Here is a 23,881-nt window from a genome sequence, read left to right on the forward strand (position 1 = left end):
CGCGGGATCACCGGCCCGAGCTCGTCGGCGCAGACGACCGTCGCACCATCGGGCGGACTCGTGTAGAGGCCGATGATCCGCGTCCTTTTCCCTCAAAGTCCGGGTCCTTCGACCGTGTCCAGGAGCGGGTGCGGCGCCAGCGCACGCCCTCGGCCAGGAGATGATCTTGCTTTGTGGCACGTGGAGATCTCACGGATGCGCAGTGGGTGCGGCTGGAGCCGTTGTTGCCGACAGGCAAGAAGCGAGGACGGCCGACGATATGGACCAGGCGGCAGCTGATCGACGGCATACGGTGGCGGACGCGGACCGGGACGCCGTGGCGGGATGTGCCGGAGCGGTATGGGCCCTGGGGCCGGGTGTACGACCTGTTCCGCCGCTGGCAGCGGGACGGCACTTGGAAGCGCATCTTCGCCGAGCTGCAGGCCCAGGCCGATGCGAAGCGGCTGATCACCTGGGACATCAACATCGACTCCACCGTCTGCCGAGCCCACCAGCGCGCCGCCGGGGCACGGAAAAAGGGGACCTGCAGGTCGAATCGCCCGGTGGCGTCGACACCGAGCCGGACGACCACGGGCTCGGACGCTCGCGCGGCGGCCTGATCACCAAGCTGCACCTGGCTGTCGAGCAGGGCCAGAAACCCATGTCGATCGTGATCACGGCCGGGCAACGCGGGGACTCTCCGCAGTTCGAGCCCGTTCTGAAGAAGATCCACGTGCGTCGTCCGGGGCCGGGCAGGCCGCGTACCCGGCCGGACCGAGTGCGGGCCGACAAGACACCCCATGCGGCTATCAGGTCAAGCCGCCGTCGTGAGCGGGGGTGGGGCGGGTGTGCTGAAGGCGATTGTTTCGTCGAACTTCTGGTGGCTGGTCAGGCAGTGGTGGAGCTGGCCGAGCATGCGGTTGAACAGGTTGCGGAGGGCGGCGTGGTAGCGGTCGCCGGTATCCCGTCGGCGGTTGTAGTGGGCATGGGCGCCGGGTGAGGCGGTCAGTGCGGCGAACGCCCAGTGCTGGCCGGTCGAGGCCAGGCGGCTGTTCTTGATCCGACGGTGGGTGACGTGGCGGCTCTTGCCGGACTGGCGGGTCACTGGTGCGCTTCCGGCATAGGCCTTCAGATCGCCGGCCCGGGTGAACCGGCTGCGGTCGTCGCCGATCTCGGCGAGGATCCGCGCGCCGGTGAGCGTGGCCAGGCCGGGGAAACTCGTGATGATCTCCGCGTCGGGATGCTGCAGAAACAGTTCCTCGGTGTCGCGTGCCAGGTCGTCACATGCCTGGCAGGCTGCGTCGAGTTGGGCGAGGAGGGCGAGTGTCTGCCGTCCCATCGCCTTCTCGACCAGGGCGGGCTGGCGGAGCCAGGTCCGGTGGAACACTTCAAGGAGCCGGTCGGTCTCGGCCTGGATGCGGCGTTGGCGTCCGGCCCTGGTGACGGCGGTCCTCAGTCGGCAGCGCGTCAGCCGGGTGGCCTCGGCCGGAGTGGGCGCGATCGCCAGGATCGCGCGGGCCTCCCGGGACAGCAGCCGCTCACGCTTGTCGGCAAACGCCTCGAGGATCGCGGGGTAATACTCGTGCAGGTGGGATCGGAGCCGGTTGTGGGCGCGAGTGCGGTCCCAGACCGCGTCCTGCTGAGCTCTGGCGAGGACGGCTATCGCTTTCACCAGGTCGGAGTCCCGCGGCAACGGGCGGTGCAGCGAGGCATCGGTGCGCAGGATGTTCGCCAGGACGACGGCGTCCTGGTGGTCGGACTTCTTCCGGGAGACGGCGTGCCGGTCGCGGTAGCGGGCGACGGCCATCGGATTGATCGCATAGACCCGGCGCCCGGAGGCCCGCAGGCAGGCAACCAGCAGTCCCCGGGAGCGCATCCCTCTTGTCGAAGCACTCGCGGTGCTGCTTACAGCACAGATGTCCCGCCCGGGCCCCTGCCTGGACTGACCAACGGCCAACCCACGTGCCTATTAGGCGTACGCCTCCCGCAAGAACCGCACTTACCTGCGTCGGCGCGGCATCCGCTGCACCATCCCGGACAAGGCCGACCACATCCGCAACCGCAAGAAACTCGGCTCTCGCGGTGGCCGCCCGCCGAAGTTCGACAAGGCGGACTACCACGAGCGCCACGCGGTCGAGTGCGGCATTAACCGCCTCAAGAGGCACCGGGCGGTGGCCACCCGCTACGAGAAACTCGCCGTCCGCTACGAAGCGACCGTCCTCATCGCGGCCATCAACGAGTGGCTGTGACCAGCACATTCGATACACGCCCTAGTCACCCGCTCCGGGCGCAGAGTCGTACGTCCACCAGTACGGCACCGGCGCGCTGCTGTGCCACTCCTTGACCGCGGCGGTCGGCCAGTCCTTGACCGGCAGCCACTCGTCCACGATCCGCGCCGACGTAGGCGTGGCCCTTGCCACTGCCGATCATCCACTTGTTCACGGGTATGGTGATCACGAAGGAGACTGCAAACCCGCCCAGCAGGGCTGACCAGAACAGCCCGCCGGACAGTTGAGAGTCCATCGCGCCCGGGGTGAGCGCGACGATCGCGTTGTCGACCGTCTCCATCACCCACCGCGATGGAGACGTCGGCGGCCAGCGCGACCTTGATCGCGCTCTTGAAGTCCAGGCCTGCCCGGCGGACCGCCAATAGGGTGAAGGAGTACCCGAAGAGGAACGCCAGCGCGATCTACCGGATGCTCCATCGGCAGGATCCTGGGCACGGTCGTCGGCACCACCCTGCTGTGGGGCAACGCGCCGACCACGGTCCTGGCAAGGCAGTGCAGCGTCGCCTTGACCGCCGTGCCCCAGGTCGCTTCCGCGTGTCCCTGATGAGGCATCGCGTGGCTGGCGTGAGCCTGCTGGCCTTCGTGGGTGGCGTGGTCGTGCGCGGCGTGGGTGTGGTGAGCGCTGTGGTCGATGACCTTCATCCCCAATCCCGATTCGTACAGGGTGTCGGCGCTGTCGGCGGCCAGCAGCCGCTGGGTGGTTACGGGTGATAACTGACCGTCCTCTGACCGCTGAGGTCCCCTCTGTGGCCGCGCGGGTCAGTTCCCGCCGAGCGCCGGGTGCATAGGTTCCCGGCAACGCCTGATAGGCGCCAGGACAAGGAGGCGGACTGGTGAGCGAGACCCAGTACGACGCGTGTGTGATCGGGGCGGGACCCGCGGGGCTGGCGGTGGCGAGGGCGCTGGCGGAGCGGGAGTTGCCGTACACGCACATCGAGCGCCACTCAGCGCCGGGAGGGCTCTGGGACATCGAGAATCCGGGCAGTCCGATGTACGAGTCGGCCCACTTCATCTCCAGCAAGACGCTGTCCGGCTTCGGCGGCTATCCGATGCCGGACCACTTCCCGGACTATCCGTCGCACCGGCAGATTCTGTCCTACCTGACGTCGTTTGCCGAGGCATACGGGCTGAAGGAGCGGATCGAGTTCGGCACCGAGGTCCGCAGCGTGGAGAAGAACCCGGACGGCACCTGGACGGTCACCCGGGCCGACGGGCGGGAGAGTGTGCACCGGCAGGTCGTCATGTGTACGGGCGCGCAGTGGCACCCCAACGTCCCGGACCTTCCGGGCGACTTCACCGGCGAGATCCGCCACACCGTCACCTATCGCAGCAGCGAAGAACTGCGCGGCAAGCGGGTGCTGGTGGTCGGCGCGGGGAACTCCGGCCTCGACATCGCCTGCGACGCGGCCCGGTCCGCGGACCGGGCGGTGATCAGTATGCGGCGCGGTTACTGGTTCATCCCCAAGCACCTGTTCGGCCGGCCGGTGGACACCATAGCCGTCGGCGGCCCGCACCTGCCGATGTGGCTGGAGCAGTGGCTCTTCGGCGCAACTCTGCGGCTCGTCAACGGCGACCCGCGCCGCCTCGGCCTGCAGAAGCCCGACCACAAACTGTTCGAGACCCACCCCGCCATCAACTCGATGCTGATCCACCACCTGCAACACGGGGACATCACCGCCAGGCCCGGCATCGCCCGCACCGAGGGGAGGACAGTGCACTTCACCGACGGCTCCAGCGACGACTTCGACCTGATCCTGCTGGCGACCGGATACATCCACAAAGTCCCTGCCGCGCAGAAGTACCTTGGTGACGAGCAGCACCCGGACCTGTACCTGTCCTCCTTCTCCCGTGAGCACGAGGGCCTGTTCGGCGTCGGTTTCGTCGAGACGAACTCCGGGGCATACCAACTCTTCGATGCCCAGGCACAGTTGATCGCATCCTTCATCCAGGACGCGCTGCGCGGGCTGCCGACCGCCGAACGCTTCGCCCGCATGATCCGCAACGACCGGCCGGACCTGTCCGGCGGACTGAAGTTCGTCGACTCGCCCCGCCACACCGGATACGTCCACAGCGACGCGATCGTGAAGTGCCTGACCAAGACCGCCGCCGGAATGGGCTGGCGCACTGAGGGCCTGCGGCCTCGGGTGACGTCCGTGCGACGGGAGGCGGTGACGCCGTGACGTACGACCTCCGTGACAAGGCCGTCGTGGTGACGGGCGGCGCCGGCGGCATCGGCAGCGCCCTGTGTCACCGGTTCGCCTCCGGCGGTGCCCGGCTCGTCGTGGTCGACATCGACAAGGTGCGGGCCGAGCGGACCGCTGCCGACCTGCCCGGGAGTGGGCACGTGGGGCTGGGGTGCGACCTGCTGGACCGCGCCGCGGTGGAGCGGATGGCCGACAGCGTCGCCGTCACCCACGGCCGTATCGACGTCCTGGTCAACAACGTCGGCATGGCCAGCGCCGAACGCTTCGACGTGCGCAGCGTGGAGAGCATCGAGCAGGAGATCGACCTCAACCTGCTCTCCCCGCTGGTCACCACGCGGATCGCCATACCGCTGCTGCGGGCCTCCGGTGACCCGCGCGTGGTGACCACGGTGTCCCTGGGCGGGATCTTCCCGCTGGGCGAGAGCCCGATCTACACCGCGTCCAAGTTCGGGCTGCGCGGCGCGATGCTCGCCATCGGGCTGGATCTGCGGGGCAAGGGCATCAAGGCCGGTTCGGTGCTGCCGTCAGCGACCGACACCCGGATGCTCCGCCAGGAAGCCGTCGACGGCGGGAACTCCATGCAGTTCCAGGCAAGGCCGCAACAACCTGCGGACGTTGTCCGGGCGGTCGTGAGCCTGCTGGACAAGCCCCGCCTGGAGGCCTACGTCCGGCCCGGCGAGTCCCGGCTGGTCCGGTTCGCGATGCTGGCGCCAAACCTGCTGCCGAGGCTCTTCCCGCTGTTCCGCAAGCGCGGCGAGCGGGGCATGGCCCGCTATCTCGAGGACCTGCATCGCAGGGGACTGGTCCTGCAGGTCGGCGGTCGTTGGGAACTGGTGGAGGAAGCATGAGCGGGACGAAGACGGACTCCACAGACCCGGGCGAGAAGCTCCGCGTCTGAATCCGGCGACCGGCGAGCTGATCGCGACGATGCCCGCCCGAGCGCGGGCCATGCATCGGCGGCGGCCAAGCGGGCGTACCGCCTGTTCGGGAGCGGTGTCTGGTCCGGGCAGTCGCCGCGGGAGCGTGCCGCGGTGCTGCTGCACCTGTCCGCCCTGATGGAGCGCGACGCCGAGATCCTGGCAAGGCTGACAGGGAGGACACAGGGAAACCGATCACGGAGTGCCGCACGGGCGACGTACCCGGGACCATCGAGCCCTTCCGTTGGGCCCCTTCGACCGCGTCGCGGCGGTGGACGCTGCCCGCTCCGCGGGAGCCCACGTCCACACCGGCGGATTGCCGCACGGTCTGCCGCCGCGCGGCGCCTACTACCCGCCCACCGTGACCAGCCGTGCCCCAGAGCACAGCGACGTGCTTACCAAGGAGCTGTTCGGATCGCTCGTCACCGTCCACACCTTCACCACCGAGGACGAGCCGGTCCGGCTGGCCAACGCCACCGAGTACGGGCTCCACCTCCGTGTCGACTGGCGACACCGACACGGCGATCCGACTGGCGCAGGGCATCGAGGCCGACATAATCCCGGTCAGCGCCCACGGCGAAGGCGACATCACCACGCCCCCTCGGCGGCTGGACGCCAGTCCAGGTTCGGCGGGGCGGAGAAAACCACGGAGGCCTTCGCGCAGTCAGCAGGGAGAAGACGGCCTGCATCCGCACCGCTGACTGAGTGACGGGCGCCCGGCTCAGGTGCGGGCGCGCCCATCGTAATTCCCGGCCTCCCCGCGCAGCTGCGCCGGAGTCGCGCCGTGCCAGCGGTGCACCGCACGCCGCAGGGCACGCATGTCAGAGAAACCGGCCTGCCGGGCGACGTCACGCAAGGTCAGCTCCGGTCGGCGCAGCAGCTGTTCGACCCGTTCGCGGCGCACTCCGTCCACGACCGCCTCGTACGTCGTGCCGCACTCGGCCAGACGACGGCGCAGGGTGCGCTCGCTGGAGGCATGCCGACGAGCCTGCTCGACGAAGGACGGCACGTCGGGCAGGCTCTGCGCGATCGAGACCTCCAGCACCTCCAGCAGGTCCTGCTGACCGCGGCGCGATGCCATCTGTTCCTCCAGCAGTTCCATGACCGCGGCGTAGGTGACGGGGTCACGGCCCGGCATCGGCCGGCGGGCCCATGCCATGGGGAACACCAGGCGGCTCTCCGCGGCGGCAAAACGCACCGGGCAGCGGAACAGCTCGGTGAACGGGCGCGTGTCGCGTGGGGCGGGGAAGGCGAACTCGACGCTGTGCGGGGCGAAATCGTCTCCTGCGCTCAGGCGTGTGAGGGTGACGACGCTGGCGAACGCTTCCTCGGCCAGGAAAACCGCGACCGCCGGATCGAGGGCGGGGTCGGGCAGGTCGGCCCGCAGCACATATCCGGCGTTCTCCGGCCCGGCCGACCAGACCATCATGGTCCCGGACAGGTTCTGGAAACGCACACCCGTCTCGATGGCGTCCCGCAGGGTGTCGGCGGCCATCTGGGCGAAGCCGAGCAGACCCCAGGCGGTCAGGTGCTGCGCGGCACCAACCCGCAGGCCCAGGTGCGCGTCGCCGGTGAGCTCCACCGCGCGGCGGATGACGGCGCTGCCCTGCCGGTAGGAGACCCGCAGTGCGGCCGAGCGCATCACGGTCTCGTCCAGCCCCACGCGGGTCAGTTCGGGCTGGAGGTCGACGCCGCACCCCTCGGCGACCGGGGCGAGGTAGCGCAGGATGTTCGGCGGAATGGTCGCCGAGGTGCTGCGACTGGTTCCCGAAGAGTGCGCCGGGGCGGGGCTGTGGGGCATGGCGTTCCTTGTGACCAGGGTGTTGCTCGCTGCACACAGGAGAAGGTGAGGTGGGCTCTGGCAGCACCTGTTCTCGTTCTTCGGTCTTCCCGAGGTGTGCATGATCTGGCAGCGAGGAGCCGCCGAGCTCGGCCTGCAGCATTTCCCGTGCCGACGCTTCCCCGCATCCCGTCGGAATCGCCGGGTGGCATCCCGCGAACATCGCATCCACGACGGTGCCGAAGAGCGTTGTAGTGGAGGTGCGCGAACACGAGGTTCCAGCCGCGGCGTCGGCAGATTGAGGGCGCTCAGTCGGCATGAGTGACTTGTGCTTGTCATCGCCGGCCTCCTCGGTTTCCCTTACCGGATCTGTATTCGAGTCGGCTGGTCCGCACCTGGAAACAACAGGCGCGTGACAGATCAGGACCGGTAGCGGGGGTCGGCGAGGACGTCCGTGAGGTAGAGCGTCACGACGCGCTTGGCCTCTGCCAGTGTCGTCGGGTCTCCTTCCGGGTCCGTCCTGAAAGCCAAGTGCAGGAGTGCTTCGGCGGCGTACACCCCGGCCCGGCAGGCGGTGGTGAGCGCCGGACTGTCGGTCAGGCCCTCCCGTGTCACCAGGATGTGCCGTACTCCGTCCGCGACCGCGTCATTGTTGGCGGCGTCGGTCGCCAGCAGTTCGGGGGTGAGGTGCCGGCCTATCCGGATGGACAGGTAACCGGGATTGCGGCGATACAGCTCGACGTAGCCGTCGAGGACGCTGTCGACCAGTTCGGGCCAGGGCGCTGTGCTCGCCTGGTCCACCAGTGCGGCCATCGCAGCGGAGGACCCCTCCATGTACTGCCGCACGACCGCCGTCAGCAGTGCGGACTTGTCCTCGAAGAACTGGTACACGGTTCCTGTCGGCACCCCTGCCTCGTCGGCGACCCGACGGATCGTCAGCGCCTCGAATCCTCCGGCGTCCAGGATCTGCCGCGCGGCGGTCAGGATCGCTTCGACGCGTGCCTTGCTGCGTGCCTGTTGGGGCGCTTTGCGCAACCCGCTGGCGGAGAAGTGGTCGATGATCGTTTCCCTCGTGTCATAAGTGGCGGACGCCGGGCGGGAGTTACGCCGGTCGCCCCCTTCTGCGACCGAGGGGTGGGCTCGCCCGGCAGCGGTTCTCCCTCCGTAAAGTAAACATGATTCGCGTTCATCTTTACAGGGGGGGCGCCAGCAAGTACGGTCCTCTGCACCCCCCAGGAGGTTCTGGTATGAGATTACGTTCCGTCATTCTGAGAACGGCCGCGGCGTTGCTCTTGCTGAGCGCGGGCATGGCGGCGGCCCCTACCCCGCAGGCCCTCGCTGGCCCGCCCGTGACCGACTACTGCGGGGAGCAGTGCAGCGACATCCTGCCCCCCGGCGAGAACGGCAACGCCACTCTGGCCGACATCCTGGCGCACCGTATGTTCGGCACCCGCCCCCCGCACGCCGACGACCAGCTCGGCCGGTACGGGGCTCTGGCCGACGGCTATCCGTCGCTCACCGACGCCACCCTCGGCAAGTTCTACAACAAGGCCGCGTTGGGTGTGGCGCCGGACCAGGTCGCCTCCGTCGCCAAACCGCGCTCGGACGTCACCATCACACGGGACAAGGCGATGGGCCTCCCGCACATCAAGGGAACCACCCGCTCGGGCACCGAGTTCGGCGCCGGATATGCCGCGGGGCAGGACCGGCTGTGGCTCATGGACGTGTTCCGGCATCTGGGCCGGGGCCGACTCACGTCGTTCGCCGGCGGCGCTCCGGCCAACCAGGGCCTGGAGCAGGGCTTCTGGCGCGTGGCCCCCTACACCGAGGAAGACCTTCAGCGGCAGGTCGACCGGATGGCGGCAGCAGGCGGCGAACGCGGCAGGCAGGTGCTGGCTGACATGCAGAGCTATGTGGCCGGCATCAACGCCTACATCGGCAAGGCGAAGCCCGGCCGTTACTTCCCCGGCGAGTATGACCTGACCGGGCACGTCGACCCCGTCACCAACGTAGGGGACATCGAGCCGTTCAAGGTGACCGACCTGATCGCGCTGGGCTCGGTCGTGGGCGCGATGTTCGGCTCCGGTGGCGGCGGTGAGGTGCAGGCCGCGCTGTCGCTCAGGGCGGCGCAGGACAAGTACGGGGTCGCCGAGGGCACCGAGGTCTGGGAATCGTTCCGTGAACGCAACGACCCCGAGGCCGTGCAGACCCTGCACGACGGGCAGTCGTTCCCCTACGCGGACAAGCCCGCCAAACCACAGGGCGTCGCACTGCCCGACCCCGGCTCCGTCGTCCCCGAGCCGATCGTCTACGACCGCACCGGCTCCGCCGGGTCCCCCAAGCCGGCCCACACGCTGGTCAAGGCGCCGGCGAAGCTCACGCCGCTGCGAGGCGTGTTCGACAACGGCGTGCTCCCGGCCGACCTGCTCTCCACGCCCCGGAAGGGAATGTCCAACGCGTTGGTCGTCTCCGGCAGGCATACCAAGAGCGGGCATCCGGTCGCCGTCTTCGGGCCGCAGACCGGGTATTTCGCCCCCCAGTTGCTGATGCTGCAGGAGCTCCAGGGCCCGGGGATCAGCGCTCGCGGCGCCTCCTTCGCCGGCCTGAGCATGTACGTACAGCTCGGCCGGGGCCAGGACTATGCCTGGAGCGCCACCAGCGCGAACCAGGACGTCACCGACACCTACGCCGTGGAACTGTGCGACCGCAACGGTGGCACACCCACGAAGGACTCCACCTCCTACCTGTCGCACGGAAAATGCGTGCCCATGGAGAAGCTCGAACACGGCAACTCCTGGACGCCGACGGTCGCCGACTCCACCGCCGCCGGCTCGTACCGGATGCGGACCTACCGCACCGACTACGGCATCGTGGCGTACCGCGCCACACGAAGCGGCAAACCGGTCGCATACACCACCCTGCGCAGCTCCTACCGGCACGAAGCCGACTCGCTCATCGGCTTCCAGATGCTCAACGACCCCGGCCATGTGCATGACGCGGCGAGTTTCCAAGGCGCCGTCCAGCACATCGACTACACATTCAACTGGTTCTACGCCGACTCCAAGGACACCGCCTACTACAACTCCGGCACCAACCCGGCCCGCGCCGCAAACGTTGACGCAGCACTGCCCATCAAGGCCGAACCCGCCTACGAGTGGCGGAACTTCGACCCCACCGACAACACCGCCGACTACACCCCAGCCGCGCAGCACCCGCAGTCGGTCAACCAGGACTACTACATCTCCTGGAACAACAAGCAGGCCGACGACTACGCCGCGGCCGGGTTCGGCAACGGCTCGGTCCACCGCGGCAACCTCCTCGATGACCGAGTGAAACGCCTCGTCCAGCAAGGCGGAGTCACCCGCGCTTCCCTCACCCAGGCGATGGCCGACGCGGCCGTCACCGACCTGCGCGGCGAGGACGTGCTGCCGAAGCTCCTCGCGGTGCTGCGCACAAAGCCGATCACCGATCCGCAACTGTCCCGCGCCGTCCGGAAGCTCACCGATTGGAACGATCACGGGAGCAAGCGCCGCGAGAGCTCACCCGGCTCCCACACCTACGCCGACTCAGACGCCATCCGCATCCTGGACGCCTGGTGGCCGCTGCTGGTCAAGGCCGAGTTCCAGCCCGGCCTCGGCGACAACCTGTACCAAGCTCTGACCGCCAACCTCCCCACCGACGAATCGCCCTCAGCGGGCGTCGGCCCCACTGGTTCGCATGCCGGAAGCGCGTTCCAGTACGGCTGGTGGTCCTACGTCGACAAAGATCTGCGCAGCGTGCTCGGCAGGCCTGTCAAGGGCGGCCTTGCCCGTCAGTACTGCGGCGGCGGCGACCTCGACACCTGCCACGCGGTGCTGCTGGACTCCCTCAAGCAGGCCGTGGCCCTGCCGGCAAACCAGGTCTACCCGGGCGACGACGGCGGCTGCTCCGCCGGTGACCAGTGGTGCGCCGACACCATTGTGCAACGGCCGCTCGGAGGCATCACCCACGACCGGATCTCCTGGCAGAACCGGCCCACCTACCAGCAAGTCGTCGAATTCCCCTCCCACCGCTAGCGGCTCTCGCACACGACCGGAGCCGGGGCTCCGCCCCCCACTCGATTTGAGGTGTGACATGCGCACCGCGTTGCCCCGCAATTCCCGGAGCCGCGTCCGGCCCACGGAAACGCCACGTTCAACAACTACAGACCACTACCCGGTGACAGGAGCACCGATCGCGCCCTGACGCCGCGACGATGCTGGGGCCGGCCCGGAATGGCTCTGGGCCGCCCCAGCCGAAATCGGGGGTCATCGGCGACGAAAGGCCGCCCACTCCGTTCGCCGTTCCCGGTGAGCAAACCGGGCGCCCCCCCGGTGCAGGTCCAATGCCGCTCGCGATCGCACGAACGTCCTTGGCCACCTGCACAGGCCGGATCGGCTTCACCAACTCCCCGAAGCCATCGACCAAACCTACGGCGCCTGCAGGCTGCACACCCGCCGGACTCACGCGACCCAGTCCTCGCCCTGCCCGCGGCTGCACCACCTGGTCGAGACCCTCGACGACACCGAAGCGGACCTCCATCGGCAACGGGCACTTCTGCCCCGCTTCGGGGCAGAGGTAGGCACCGTGATCACAGCCACGCTTTGCTCGCGGCGATGGGGATGGTGGTCTCCTGGCGGGCAGCGAGCCTCTCGCACCTGGTGGCTCACTCGGTTCCAAGCGCCCACGGGACATACAGCGGAGTGCCGGCAGAGCGTTGCGCTGGTCTCGGCTGGATCGCGCCTGCGTGGCAGGGGAGACCCGAGGAGGCCGCAGGACGTCTCGTTCGCCCAGGTGGTGAGTATTGCGGCGCCGGCGCGGTCACGGCGTTTTTCGTCTGGCGGTGTTCCCGCGGCCGGCGACTTGCGGGCTGGCTTCTCGGCGGTCCGCGCCATCTCGACTGACGCCACGGATCTCGTTCCTCACCGGCCGCGAATTCCGGCCCATGGGCCAACGCGGGAGGGCGCGGTCAGCAGCTATATGACCTGATTATCGAGGCTGACATGATCGATCGATTCACCACATCCTCCCCGGCGCGGACGGCGGCCCTGAGCCCCGATCTTGCCGGGATCCTCCGGCCCGAGCTGCCGTCGCTGGCCGACGAGATCGTCGAGGAGATCCGTACCTGTGTCCCGGAGTTCACCCGGCCCCTCCAGGGGCAGTTCGGCGAGGGCATCCGGCTCGGGGCTGAGCAGGGACTGCGCCAGTTCGTCGAGCAACTCCGCGACCCCGCCGCGCCACGTGATCAGGGCATCAAGGTCTACCGGTCGCTGGGCCGCGGCGAATACCTCGAAGGCCGCAGCCTGGACGTGCTGCAACTGGCCTACCGCATCGGCGCCCGGGTCGCCTGGCGACGCTTCGCGCGCGTCGGTCACGAGGCGGGGGTGGCGCCCAAGCAGCTGTACGTCCTGGCCGAGGCGATCTTCGCCTACATCGAGGAGATCTCAGCGCACTCCGTCGAGGCCTACGCCGAACTGTCCGCCGGCACGGTCGACCTGGTTCAGCGCAGACGAGGCCGTCTGCTGGAACTGCTGCTCGCCGAGCCGGCCGTCACCGCTCCGCGCAGCCTGCACCAGCTTGCTGGTGAGGCGCGGTGGAAGCTGCCGACCACCGTCGCCTGCGTCGCACTCCACGAGCAATGGAGTTCGAACCACGTCGTCAGCCCCGCCCTCGGTCCCGACGTGCTGATGGATCTGGAGCGGCCGGATCCGTGCCTGCTGATCCCCGATCCCGAAGGTCCCGGTCGGATGGAGACCTTGCGCCGGGGGCTGCACGACGTGGGGTTCGCGGTCGGCCCCGCCGTCCCCCTGGCCAGCGCACCCTCCTCGCTGCGCATGGCACTTCATGCACTGTCCCTGCTGCGCCGCGGCTTCTTCCCGGGCGAAAGACAGATCTACTGCGAGGACCGTCTGTCCACTCTGCTGCTCCTCGGCAACGAGGACGCGGCACGGATCCTGGTCCAGCGATGCCTCGAGGACTTCCCCCAGGTCAACGAACGCCTGGCGGAAACGCTGCTCGCCTGGCTCGCCACGGGCGGTTCCATGCCCGAGATTGCAGAGCGGCTCTGCGTCCATCCCCAGACGGTCCGCTACCGCATGCGCCAACTCAAGGAACTCTTCGGGGATCTTCTCCACGATTCCGCATGGCGATTCGACATGGAACTCGCCTTGCGCGTCAACCGCCTCTTCAAGGCCCCGGGCGCGCATCAGATACCTAGGGGGCAGCTTCCCTCAAGCCCTCGCGACAGGCGTAACTCGCAGAGATGACGATTGATCCGGCTCGATTGGCGCGTTTTCCGGGCTCTGTCCCCGAGAGCGGGCGTTGGCAACTCAGTAGCTCCACACGTTGGTCGATGTCGGGCATGCGTGCGTCAGCTCAACAAGATGGTGTGGGCGTCGTTTATGGCGAAGGACGGCAAGCCTCTGACAGGCCAGGCTTCGGCAAGAAGGCGGCTCGTGTGTAACGAGATGCCGGAAATCCCTTTGGCGGAGCGCGATGCCGGGCCCTTCCCCATCGGCTGATCATCCGCTCCGCACAAGTCCGCCGTCGAGTTCTGCGCTTGTGGGACAGGACGCCGGATGCCGTCGTGAGCCACCGTTGGAGTAGGGCGGAGAAAGGCTGGCGATGGCTAGACATGACACGGCGAAGCACTCGGGTATCCCCCTGGCGCGGGTAGGCGGCAACGGGCGGCAACGGCCCTGGTTCCGCCATTACCCCGTCGGAACACGCCGTCGTCCCCGGGTGCCCAACATTCCCGTCACCGCGCTGCTCGACCAGGCCGCGGCCCGTTTCGGCCGCCGCACCGCCCTGGTGTTCTTCGGTCGCCGCACCAGCTACCGGGCGCTCGCTCGATCGGCCGAGTGCTTCGCCGCGGGCCTGGCCGGGCTCGGCGTGCGCGCAGGTGACCGGGTCGCGCTCATCATGCCGAACTGCCCGCAGTTCGTCACCGCCTACTACGGGACGCTCAGGCTCGGAGCGGTGGCGGTACCGGTCGATCCCCGGTACACCAGGAGCGAGCTGCAGCGTCAGCTCGTGGATTCGGGGGCCGTGGTGGCCGTCGTGTACGACGGCGCCTACGAGAAAGTCGCCTCCGTCCGGCCCCACTGCGTGATCCGCCATGTCGTCAGCGCATCTCTGAGCGATGAGCTGCCGCTGCGGCTGAGATGGCTGCTGCGGATGCCGTTGGCCCGTTCCAGAGCCCTGTGCGCCCGGCTGGGCGTCGCCGGGCACCAAACCGCGGACGCCGTGCCGTACACGCGGCTGCTCCGCTCGCGCCCCACGCCGGGGCGCCGTGCCGAAGACGTTCCCGCGAACCGGGCCGCGGTCCTGCAGTACACCGGCGGCACCACGGGCGCGTCGAAGGGGGTCATGCTGAGCCATCGCAACCTGGTCGCCAACGCGCACCAGATCCGCAGCTGGTATCCGCAGCTGCGGGATGGCCGGGAGACGTGGATCGCCGTGCTGCCGTTCTGCCACCTGTACGGCCTGACCCTGGCGTTGCACGTCGGTGTCCTGGCGGGGGCGCGGATGGTGCTGCATCCGGATTCCGACGCCGAGTCGCTGTTGCGCTCGGCCCGCCGCTGGAAGCCCACGTTCCTGGCCGGGGTCCCGCAGGCCTTCGACGCGCTCCTCGGTCGGCCCGCCGAGGAGCGCGAAGCGCTGAGGCCGCTGCGCATCTGCGTCTCGGGGCGATGCGGCTGCCGCCCGAGACCGTCGACCGCTTCCGGGCCGAGACCGGAGCCGAACTCGTCGAGGGCTACGGGCTGACGGAAGCCGCGCCAGTGGTCCTGTGCAATCCGTTCAACGCCAACGCCCGCGCGGGCACGGTCGGGATCCCCCTCCCCGGCACCGATGTGCGCATCGCCGACGAGTACGACCCCTCACGTGCGCTGCCGCCTGGAAGGGCGGGGGAGCTGGCGGTGCGCGGCCCCCAGGTGTTCCTGGGCTACTGGCGAGACCAGGCGGGCACTGAGCGGGTGCTGCGGGACGGTTGGCTGCTCACCGGTGAGATCGCGGTGATGAGCCCCGACGGGTACGTCACCGTCATCGGCCGCAGGCGTGACGTCATCAAGGTAGGCGGCTTCTGCGTCCACCCCTCGGAGGTGCAGGAGGCGTTGCTGGCGCACGGAGCGGTGGCGGAGGCGGCGGTGGTCGCCGCACCCGACCCGGAGCTGGGGCAGGTTGTCAAGGCGTGCGTGGTGCCGCGGGCCGGAGCGGTGCTCACCGCGGAGACCCTGCGGGTTCACTGCAGGCAGCGGCTTGCCGCCTACAAGGTGCCGATGCTCGTGCAGTTCTGGGCCGCGTCGCTGCCCCGTGACGTGCCCGGGGAGGTGCTGCTGCGTCGGCTGCTGCGCGAGGACCCGGACGGGTGACGTCACCGCCCTGCCTGGTCCCGTTCACGCTTGCGCCCTGCGGTGCCGGCCATTCCGGGGCAAGGTCACCGCCGTGATGACGGCTCCGCACAGCACCAGTGCGGCGGCCAGGCGCAGTCCCGTCTCGTACCCGCCGAGGAACGCCTCGCCGGGTGACGAGCCGTGGCGCAGCGCGCTGCTTTCCCGGCGGGTGATCACGACACCGACGAGTACCACTCCGAAGACCCCGGAGACCTCCCGTGCCGCGTTGATGACTCCGGAAGCCGTGCCGGAGCGGGCGGCCGGGACTCCCGTGATGGAGCAGACGGTCAGCGGCGTGGTGAGGCCCGAGCCCGCGCCGATGAGGATCAGTCCGGGCTGCAGGTCCGCTTAGGAGGCGGTCGCTCCGGTCGCCGATATGCACACCAGCCCCGCCGCGACCATGGCTAGGCCGACGGAGATCACCCGGTGCGTGCCCACCGACGCGGACAGGCGTTCGGCCACCGGGGCGGCCACCAGCAGCACGGCGGCCAGCGGGAGGAAGACGAGCCCCGCCTCGGTCGGCGAGAAGCCAAGGGTGCGCTGCAGGTAGAGGGCGGTGTAGAAGAAGACACCGTTCACCCGGTGCCCCACATGACCTGGGCGCTGATGCCACCGCTGAAGGACCGGCTGCGGAAGGTCGTGAGATCGACCAGCGGCAGGAAGGTGCGGGCCTCCACGGCAATGAACGCCAGGCCGGTGATCCCGGCGGTGGTGAGGGAGGCCAGGGCCGGCGCGGACCCGAAGCCCTGGGTTCCGCCCTCGATCAGCCCATGGGTCAGGAAGTACAGCGCCGCACCGGACAGCAGTACCCCTGGCAGGTCGAGCGCGCTCAGCAGCCGGGGCCTGCGGCGGGGTGCGGCCGCGGGAACGGCCAGGGCGAGGAGCGCGGCCATGGCGCGGAATGGCAGGTTGAGCAGAAAAACACAGGCCCAGCCCCAGCGATCGGTCAGGTAACCGCCGACGACTGGCCCGGAGGCGAGGGCGACAGCGAGCGCGGCCGTCCACGGCCCCACCGCCGAGGTGCGCCGCCGCTCGGGCAGGTCGCAGGCGATCACGGCGAGCGACGCGGGGATGACCAGCCGGCTCCGAGGCCCTGCAGGCAGCGGGCGCCGATGAGTTCGGCACCGCTACGGGCGACTCCGGCGAGCCCGGACGCGGCCGTGAAGACGACGAGCCCGGCGGCCAGGACGGGGCGCCTCCGATCAGGTCGGCCAGTCGGCCGCCGAGCAGCAGGAGCGTTCCGAAGGCCAGGACGTAGCTGGTGGCGACCCACTCCAGCCCGTCGAGCGTCAGTCCCAGATCGCGCTGGACCGCAGGCAGGGCCACATGGACCACGGTGTTGTCCAGGGTCGTGATGAAGCCGCCGAGTGCGATCACTGTCATGACGGCCCATGAGCGCGAACCGCTCATGACGCTTCCTCTCCCGGTATCGCGGACTTGGCAGCGGCAAGTTAACCGTTTCCGATCGGTTATTGCCGGGGCATGCGGCAATTCGTTCCACCGTGACAAGGGCAGGCGGATTCTTTGTCATTCACGGAGCACTTCGCGGTACTCGACAGTCCGGCGCCCGATTGGAATGGTGATCATCCTGCGCATGAGTGCTCGGAGTTCCGTGTCCGCAGCCTCCACGAATGTCAGGACCTCTACGGCCCCGCCGGGAAGCGCGGTGCCCGGCACGGATGAGCCCTGCCGTCTGTCAACACGGTGACAGAATCTTCCGGCCGAATTGTCACTGACCCGACTTCCGGCAGCGAGATCCCTTCCTGGATTCTTGCCGTCCCCGGCATTCCCGGGAATGTCAGACGGAGAAGGCGTTATAGATGACAGGACTTACCTCGGCCGAACCGGGTGAAACACCGGCGCGCAGTACGGCGGAGCACTGCCGCGAATTGGTCAGACGCCGGGAACAGGCCGGCACGGGCGGATCGCAGGCAGCCGTGCAGCGCCAGCACGCTCGCGGCCGGCTCACCGCGCGGGAGCGGATCGCCCGGCTGCTCGACAAGGGTTCGTTCACCGAGACCGACGCATTCGTCCGGCACCGCTGCACCGCCTTCGGCATGGCGGGCGACCGGCGCGACGGCGACGGGGTCGTCGTGGGCCACGGAACCATCGGCGAGCGGCCGGTCGTGGTGTTCGCACAGGACGCCACAGTCTTCGGCGGCAGCATGGGAGAGGCGTTCGGCGAGAAGGTCCTCAAGGCCATGGACCACGCGCTCAAGACCGGATGCCCGGTCATCGGGCTCAACGACTCCGGTGGAGCCCGGATCCAGGAAGGCGTCGTCGCTCTCGCGCACTACGCCGAGCTGGTCCGCCGCAACGTCCGCGCCTCAGGCGTCATCCCGCAGATTTCCCTGATCCTGGGGCCCTGCGCCGGAGGCGCGGCCTACTCGCCCGCGCTCACCGACTTCACCGTGATGGCCGAGGGCATCTCGCACATGTTCGTCACCGGCCCAGAGGTCATCAAGTCGGTGACGGGGGAGCGGACCACCGTCGAAGAGCTCGGCGGCGGCCTCACCAGCGCGAGCGTCAACGGCAACGCGCACTACCTGGCGTCCGACGAGAACGACGCCTTCGACTACGTCCGGATACTGCTGTCCTACCTCCCGTCCAACAACGCCGAATCACCACCGCGCTACCACGCACCGGCCGACCTGTCCGTCACCCCCGAGGACCGGCGCCTGGACTGCCTCGTACCCGACAGCCTCAACCAGGCGTACGACATGTGCGCCCTGGTCCACCAGGTCCTCGACGACGGAGAGTTCCTCGAGGTCCATGAGCGCTTCGCGCCCAACATCGTCTGCGGCTTCGGCCGGGTGGAGGGCGCGAGCGTCGCGATCGTCGCCAGCCAGCCCCTGCACCTGGCCGGAGCCCTGGACATCGATGCCTCCGAGAAGGCCGCGCGCTTCGTCCGCTTCTGTGATGCCTTCGGCATCCCGCTGCTCACCTTCGTCGACGTCCCCGGTTACATCTCCGGGGTGCAGCCGGAGCACAACGGCATCGTCCGCCACGGCGCCAAGTTGCTCTACGCCTACGCCGAAGCCTCCGTCCCCAAGATCACCATCGTCGTCCGCAAGGCATACGGAGGCGGCTACGCGGTGATGGGATCGAAACACCTCGGCGCCGACGTCAACCTCGCCTGGCCCACCGCCCGGATCGCCGTGATGGGCGCGCAGGGGGCGGTGAGCATCCTGCACCGCCGTGCCCTCGCCGACTCCGAGGATCCGGAACGGCTGCGCGCGGAACTGGTCGCCGACTACGAGCGCGACTTCGCCTCGCCATACCCCGCGGCCGAGCGCGGCTACCTCGACGCGGTCATACCTCCGCACGAGACCCGCCCGCGGATCGTCCGCGCACTGCGCGCGGTGCGTGGCAAGCGCCGCCCGGACCCGCAACGGCTGCACGGCAACATCCCCCTGTGACTTCTCTGCCGGGCCCTTCCAGCCCGGGCGTCCCAACCCCCCAACGCCCACGAACACCTCACGGAGCCGTCATGCCTGCCGCCCCGCTGCTGACCGATCACCTGGACCACTGGGCCGCCCACCGCGGCACCGAGTGGGCTTTGGCCGCCGTCGAGTTCCCTCACGGTGACATGACCGGTTCCCGCCGGTCGCTGACCTGGAGCCGTCTGCGTGCTCGCGCCCTCGCGGTGGCGGCCCGCATCGCACGGACCGCGCGTCCCGGCGACCGCGCCGCCCTGCTGCTGCCGCAGGGACTCGACTACGTTGCCGCATTCCTCGGCTGCCTGTACGCGGGCGTGGTCGCGGTCCCGCTGTTCACCCCCGCCCTGCTTGGCCATCAGGGCAGGCTCGGCGCCGTCCTCGCCGACGCCGCGCCGCAGTGCCTGCTCACGGACTCGGCCACCATGCCATCCGTCCAGGCCTTCGCCGACCGGTACTGCCGCGAGGCGGTGGTGATCGCCGTGGACCGGCATCGCGACGCCACCGAGGCGGCAGGGGGAGCGGCGCCGGCCGGCACACCATCGACCGACCCCGACTCGCCCGCCTATCTGCAGTACACCTCAGGATCAACGCGGACGCCCGCAGGAGTAGTCGTCAGCCACCGCAACATCGTCGCCAACGCACGCCAGGCGGTCGACGCCTACGTCGACGGCCGCCGTTTCACCACCGCCGTCGGCTGGCTGCCGCTCTTCCACGACATGGGGCTCGTGCTGAGCGTCGCCGCGCCCCTGACCGGAGGCTTCCCCTCCGTCCTGATGGACCCGACGGCGTTCCTGTACCGGCCGGCGCGCTGGCTCCGGTTGCTCGCCCAGTACCCCGGGGCCTTGAGCGCCGCACCGGACTTCGCCTACGACTACTGCGCCAGGCGGGTCAGCGCACGCGAGGCGGAATCGCTGCGGCTGCACCGGGTCAAATGCCTGATCAACGGAGGTGAGCCCGTCCGCTGGCAGACCGTGCAACGCTTCCACGAGGCGTTTGCCGCCAGCGGGTTGCGGCCCGAAACTCACTGTCCCTCCTACGGCCTGGCCGAGGCCACCGTCTTTGTCTCCGCCGATCCGCCGGACAGCGTGCCCACCCATGTGGCCGTCGACCGCGACGCCCTCGCCGGAGACAAGATCGTGGCCGTCGGTTCGGACGATCCGCAGGCCGCGCACTTCGTCACCTGCGGCACCCCGGTCGGGCAGCGGATCCTCATCGCCGACCCGGAAACCGGTGCTCTCCTGCCCGACGGTGAGGTCGGCGAGATCCGGGTACAGGGGCCGAACGTCGCCGCCGCATACCGGAACCGCCCGAACACCTCCAAGGAAACGTTCCAGGCGCGCATCCCCGGTGTGGACGGTCGATGGCTGCGCACAGGCGACCTCGGCGCCGTGCACGACGGCGCCCTCCCGCCCGGCACGTCCCTGTACGCATCGCTGGCCTCCACCCACCGGGTGGTGATGGCCTGCACCATCCAGGCCACCGGCGTCCCGGGCAAGATCCGAAAGGACCTCGCATCAATCTGCGGTCAGGGCACCCCCGTTGACCGCGTCATCTACTTCACGGTGACCGCCGTGCCCACCAGGAAGCGGCACGACCTGATCGAAGAAGCTGCCCGCGCACATCAGGTCGACCTGGAGATCTGGGACGCGGCCGCCCTCGCCCTTCACCTCGCCGACTACGACCTGTTCTACCTCGCCGTCCAGTACCTCCACCTGCCCTCCGACCTCGTTCCGCCGCGCCCGGATGGAGCCGGTGAACTGCCCGACTGGTATGCCGAAGCCCGCCGGCGATGGCAGGCGAACGACGAGCCGGCCCGCACCCTGGGCGACCTGGTTGACCTGCGGGCCCCGCTGCGCCACGCCACCTTCCACGACGAGGCCCGGGCGGATCTGCCGGAATGGATCGGCCACGCACGTGCTCTGCTGGCCGCCGCGGCGGGGGAGCACACCGCTCTGCGGGCCCGCTACGAGATCGTCGTGGCAACCCTGCGCGGCCTCGGCGACATGCATCCGGCGGACCAGCTGGCCTGCGACTTCTTCGACACGGTCACCGCCGACGACACCCTCACCGACCCGGGAATCCTCGAGGACGCCGTCGTGCTTCTCGGATACGGATTCGGCGCACTGCTGCGCGGCCTCACCGCCCTGAACGCAGACGACCTGTGCGGCTGGCAGCGCCTGCTGGCCGACAAGACCGACCGCCTGCTGGAGGCGGACCCGCCCGCCAACGCCATGGCCCATCTGCTGGCCATGCGGGCCCGTCTGGCCCTGCATGCCGACATGACCGCCGAACCTCGATCCGTGCCTGAGGACCTGCCGACCGTCGCGGAGGTCACCGCAGCCGTCGTCGAAGCGGTGGAAGCCGGTGAACCGGTACCTGCCCTGCAGACAGGGCCGCCGCTCATGGACCTCGACACCGGCATGCGTATCCTGCTGCGGCTGGGCCGCCACCTGGACTATGCGCCGCTGTTCCCCATCGAGCACACCGCCGACCTCTTCGACTACCTCACCCCCGTGCTGGTGGACCATCCGCTGTACCGCGAGGTCCGTGACCTGCTCGACCAGGCCACCGACCGGGTCACCGGCCAGACTGCACGAGGCGAACGCGCCCAGTCCCGCGGCCACGCCCTGATCAAGAGCGGCCGCCTTCCGCAAGCACTCCAGGAGATCCACGAAGCCAAGGCCAACTGGCTGCGCGGCGAAACGATCGAGGGCGGCCTGATCATGCTGCTGCTGTGCGCGCGCCTCTACAGCGAACTCGGCTTGCCCATCGCCGCCAAGCAGTACGCGCTCGCAGCCGCCACCGCCGCAAAGTCCGCGCCCAGCCCCGAACTCAGCCGCTTCGTCTCCCGCGGCATCATCCATGCCGCCCAGTACGACCGCCAGGCCGGAAACTGGATCTCCGCCACCCGCCTGTTCTGCATCGGCCTCATGGCACAAACCGACTACTGCGACGAGCCGTACAACAACGAACGCTCCCCCTACGTCTGGGAGATGATGGCCGACCAGGCGCTCACCCTGCGCGTGGCCGGCGCGGTGCGGCCCGGTTTCGTCCCCCTGCTCCGCGCGATCACCGCCTCGGTGGGTATGGACACCGTCATAGACGAGATGCTCGCCCCGACCGCCGACGTCCCCACCACAACCGAAGAGGCGTACGCCGAAGAGGCTGATGCACACGGTGTGGGGCGGCCCTTCAGCGACGTCCGCCCCACACGCCGCTATGCCTGGAACGCGCTCGGCGTCGACTGGGAGATCACCTGCCCGAACGAACGGTTGTCGGTGCTGGCCGCGGAACGCTACACCGCAGCACTCCAGGTATTCCTCGGCGAACTCGCCACACAGGACCCGCTGTTCCTTCCCGGACGCGTCAGCGTCGAGATCCGCGCAGACGCCACCCTGCCGCACGACCAGCCCGCTGTCTGCGGCCAGAGCGCAGGCCGGGACATCAACCGGTGGAGGCTGCGCCTGCCCACGGCCGACCCCGCGGACCTGGAAACAGAGCCATCCCGTCTGCTCACTGCCCTGATCAGGGTGGTGCTCTCCCAGTCACTGCTCTCCGACGAGGCCTTCATGCACCTCGTCGAGCAGGCGCTCGCCGGCGGCCTCTGGCACAAGCTCCTCGTCGGCCGACCCTACGACGAACTGGCTGATTTCCTGGGACCCGACGACTACCAGACGATGGCTGCACTCGCCGACCCAGCCGTCGGAGCAGGCACGCCGCGGGGCCAGGCGAAACCGGCTGTCCTGCCGGCTCGGACCGGGCCTGGACTCGGCTATGAGCACGAGGCAGCCCTCGAGACCGTCCGCAACCGCTATGCCGTCATGCTCCCCATCGTGCGCTACACCCTTCCCCGCCTGGCCGCGGACTCCGGCTTCCGGCGCACGGTCACGCAGTTGAGACAGGAAGGGTGGCGCGACTGGCACCTGCTGACCGCCATCGCCAACGCGGTCGGAAACCATCGCGCCCAGCAGCAGGGTCTGCATCCGTCCCCGGACGACTCCGAGGAACACCGAGCCGCCTCGCCGCCATGCAGGCCCCTGAACGTTCCGACGACCCTCCTGTTCCTGCTGAGGCATTCACGGAACGTGCCCTGCACTCACACCCTGGCCGTGGCTGCCGTGAGCACCGCGCGCGGCTTCGGCCTCGTCATTCGCCCTGGCTCGCTCGACCCACAGGCACTGCTGTCGGTGCTCGGTGACCGGTACGGCTACTGGACCGACGACATCGAGCACAAGGACCCGTTCGGCCGACCGGGCGCGGAGGAAGACATGGCTTGACCAGCTGATACGTGGGTGAGCGCGCCGACCACTCCGCTACGCCGAGTGCTCTCCGGAGATGGGGCCCTCGGCCGCCTGAACGACGGTCCTCGAAGCCCGCCAGGGGTCACGCCACACCACCGCGATAGCGCGCTTGGCGTCGCGTGCCATTTCACGGGCACGGCGACTCGCAGTGGCTGGACAGCTCGATGACGCGTTCGCCTGCCCCGGGGGAGTTGCCGGCAGGTCATCGGAGCGCTGGGATGCACCGGTGGATGGTGTGAAGTTCTTTGTGCCCTGACGAGTCGTCGGTAACGAATGCGTCTGTTGCTGTTGTTGGCGGAGATTCGAGAGTTATCGTGTGCGTTCGCCGCGCTCCGAGATCGGTCGGGTACGCGGGGGTCGGGCGAAGATCGACTGCGACAAAGTTTTGACGGTGTCTGGGTCGTATTCGATCCGGGCCTGGATTCGGGTGTGCGTTCGGTCGATGGGGAGCAGTGTGAAGGTTCCTGCCAGGTCGGGGCCTTTCGTGGTCTGCCACTCCATAGTGTTGGCCTTGCTACGGTCGGTGATCTCGGCTTCGAGTTCCTGAGCCCGGCCGCCCGC

The 23,881-nt window shown here is 69.2% G+C and carries 16 protein-coding genes and 4 pseudogenes; 12 read left to right on the forward strand and 8 right to left on the reverse strand.

Translation table 11 applies throughout. The features are described from left to right. Positions 1-173: 173 nt before the first annotated feature. Entirely contained in the window at positions 174-599 is a 426-nt protein-coding gene (locus ACH492_RS39505) for an IS5 family transposase (RefSeq protein WP_398994210.1), read from the forward strand. Positions 600-793: 194 nt separating this feature from the next. Here ACH492_RS39505 and ACH492_RS39510 read toward each other — a convergent pair. Continuing rightward, positions 794-1,849 (reverse strand): annotated as a pseudogene (locus ACH492_RS39510) (IS110 family transposase); the annotation flags it as partial. A 118-nt stretch (positions 1,850-1,967) separates the two neighbouring features. On the opposite strand from ACH492_RS39510, the pseudogene ACH492_RS39515 reads away from it, so the two are divergent. Continuing rightward, a pseudogene (locus ACH492_RS39515) lies at positions 1,968-2,228 on the forward strand (IS5/IS1182 family transposase); the annotation flags it as partial. A gap of 142 nt (positions 2,229-2,370) precedes the next feature. Here ACH492_RS39515 and ACH492_RS39520 read toward each other — a convergent pair. Next, positions 2,371-2,900, reverse strand: a pseudogene (locus tag ACH492_RS39520) (DUF4396 domain-containing protein); the annotation flags it as partial. Between ACH492_RS39520 and ACH492_RS39525 the strand changes: the two are divergent. The 4 genes from ACH492_RS39525 to ACH492_RS39540 all read left to right on the forward strand — a co-directional run bounded on the left by ACH492_RS39525 (position 2,823) and on the right by ACH492_RS39540 (position 6,097). After that, positions 2,823-2,978, forward strand: coding sequence for a hypothetical protein (locus tag ACH492_RS39525; protein ID WP_398994238.1), 156 nt, complete (start codon positions 2,823-2,825; stop codon positions 2,976-2,978). The pseudogene ACH492_RS39520 and the gene ACH492_RS39525 sit on opposite strands and share 78 nt — an antisense overlap. Positions 2,979-3,100: 122 nt before the next feature. After that, positions 3,101-4,447, forward strand: coding sequence for a flavin-containing monooxygenase (locus tag ACH492_RS39530; protein WP_398994212.1), 1,347 nt, complete (start codon positions 3,101-3,103; stop codon positions 4,445-4,447). Continuing rightward, complete coding sequence (locus ACH492_RS39535; protein ID WP_398994214.1) at positions 4,444-5,319, forward strand: SDR family NAD(P)-dependent oxidoreductase; 876 nt, start codon at positions 4,444-4,446, stop codon at positions 5,317-5,319. The genes ACH492_RS39530 and ACH492_RS39535 overlap by 4 nt, the downstream gene beginning before the upstream one ends. 340 nt (positions 5,320-5,659) lie before the next feature. Further along, complete coding sequence (locus ACH492_RS39540) at positions 5,660-6,097, forward strand: aldehyde dehydrogenase family protein (protein WP_398994235.1); 438 nt, start codon at positions 5,660-5,662, stop codon at positions 6,095-6,097. 12 nt (positions 6,098-6,109) lie between these two features. Here ACH492_RS39540 and ACH492_RS39545 read toward each other — a convergent pair whose 3' ends face one another. Together ACH492_RS39545 and ACH492_RS39550 are read right to left on the reverse strand one after the other, a co-directional pair. Further along, positions 6,110-7,189 (reverse strand): AraC family transcriptional regulator, encoded by a 1,080-nt coding sequence (locus ACH492_RS39545; RefSeq protein WP_398994216.1) that lies wholly within the window; start codon positions 7,187-7,189, stop codon positions 6,110-6,112. A 399-nt stretch (positions 7,190-7,588) separates the two neighbouring features. Continuing rightward, the gene (locus ACH492_RS39550; RefSeq protein ID WP_398994218.1) at positions 7,589-8,203 is read right to left on the reverse strand and encodes a TetR/AcrR family transcriptional regulator; all 615 of its coding nucleotides are present in this window, start codon (positions 8,201-8,203) and stop codon (positions 7,589-7,591) included. A gap of 212 nt (positions 8,204-8,415) precedes the next feature. Between ACH492_RS39550 and ACH492_RS39555 the strand changes: the two genes are divergently transcribed. The 4 genes from ACH492_RS39555 to ACH492_RS39570 all read left to right on the forward strand — a co-directional run bounded on the left by ACH492_RS39555 (position 8,416) and on the right by ACH492_RS39570 (position 15,558). Next, positions 8,416-11,223, forward strand: a complete 2,808-nt coding sequence (locus tag ACH492_RS39555) for a penicillin acylase family protein (RefSeq protein WP_398994219.1) — start codon at positions 8,416-8,418, stop codon at positions 11,221-11,223. A gap of 966 nt (positions 11,224-12,189) precedes the next feature. Beyond that, positions 12,190-13,452: a PucR family transcriptional regulator gene (locus ACH492_RS39560; RefSeq protein ID WP_398994221.1), complete on the forward strand. Its 1,263-nt coding sequence runs from the start codon at positions 12,190-12,192 to the stop codon at positions 13,450-13,452. A gap of 475 nt (positions 13,453-13,927) precedes the next feature. Next, entirely contained in the window at positions 13,928-14,953 is a 1,026-nt protein-coding gene (locus ACH492_RS39565; RefSeq protein WP_398994223.1) for an AMP-binding protein, read from the forward strand. Further along, complete coding sequence (locus ACH492_RS39570) at positions 14,878-15,558, forward strand: AMP-binding protein (protein ID WP_398994225.1); 681 nt, start codon at positions 14,878-14,880, stop codon at positions 15,556-15,558. The genes ACH492_RS39565 and ACH492_RS39570 overlap by 76 nt, the downstream gene beginning before the upstream one ends. Positions 15,559-15,582: 24 nt before the next feature. On the opposite strand, the gene ACH492_RS39575 is transcribed toward ACH492_RS39570, so the two are convergent. The 3 genes from ACH492_RS39575 to ACH492_RS39585 all read right to left on the reverse strand — a co-directional run bounded on the left by ACH492_RS39575 (position 15,583) and on the right by ACH492_RS39585 (position 16,682). Then, positions 15,583-15,756, reverse strand: coding sequence for a hypothetical protein (locus ACH492_RS39575; RefSeq protein WP_398994227.1), 174 nt, complete (start codon positions 15,754-15,756; stop codon positions 15,583-15,585). Between the two features lie 171 nt (positions 15,757-15,927). Then, positions 15,928-16,158, reverse strand: a complete 231-nt coding sequence (locus tag ACH492_RS39580; protein WP_398994229.1) for a hypothetical protein — start codon at positions 16,156-16,158, stop codon at positions 15,928-15,930. After that, complete coding sequence (locus tag ACH492_RS39585) at positions 16,155-16,682, reverse strand: MFS transporter (protein ID WP_398994236.1); 528 nt, start codon at positions 16,680-16,682, stop codon at positions 16,155-16,157. Before ACH492_RS39585 ends, ACH492_RS39580 begins: the two co-directional genes overlap by 4 nt. 717 nt (positions 16,683-17,399) lie before the next feature. Here ACH492_RS39585 and ACH492_RS39590 point away from each other — a divergent pair. Further along, positions 17,400-18,998: an acyl-CoA carboxylase subunit beta gene (locus ACH492_RS39590; RefSeq protein ID WP_398994231.1), complete on the forward strand. Its 1,599-nt coding sequence runs from the start codon at positions 17,400-17,402 to the stop codon at positions 18,996-18,998. A gap of 71 nt (positions 18,999-19,069) precedes the next feature. Next, on the forward strand, positions 19,070-23,296 hold the full coding sequence (locus ACH492_RS39595) for an AMP-binding protein (protein ID WP_398994233.1): 4,227 nt from the start codon (positions 19,070-19,072) through the stop codon (positions 23,294-23,296). A 333-nt stretch (positions 23,297-23,629) separates the two neighbouring features. Here the strand turns inward: ACH492_RS39595 and ACH492_RS39600 are convergent. Beyond that, positions 23,630-23,881: pseudogene (locus ACH492_RS39600) on the reverse strand (hypothetical protein); the annotation flags it as partial.

The sequence above is a fragment of the Streptomyces sp. NPDC019443 genome, assembly GCF_044389785.1.
Lineage (GTDB): Bacteria > Actinomycetota > Actinomycetes > Streptomycetales > Streptomycetaceae > Streptomyces.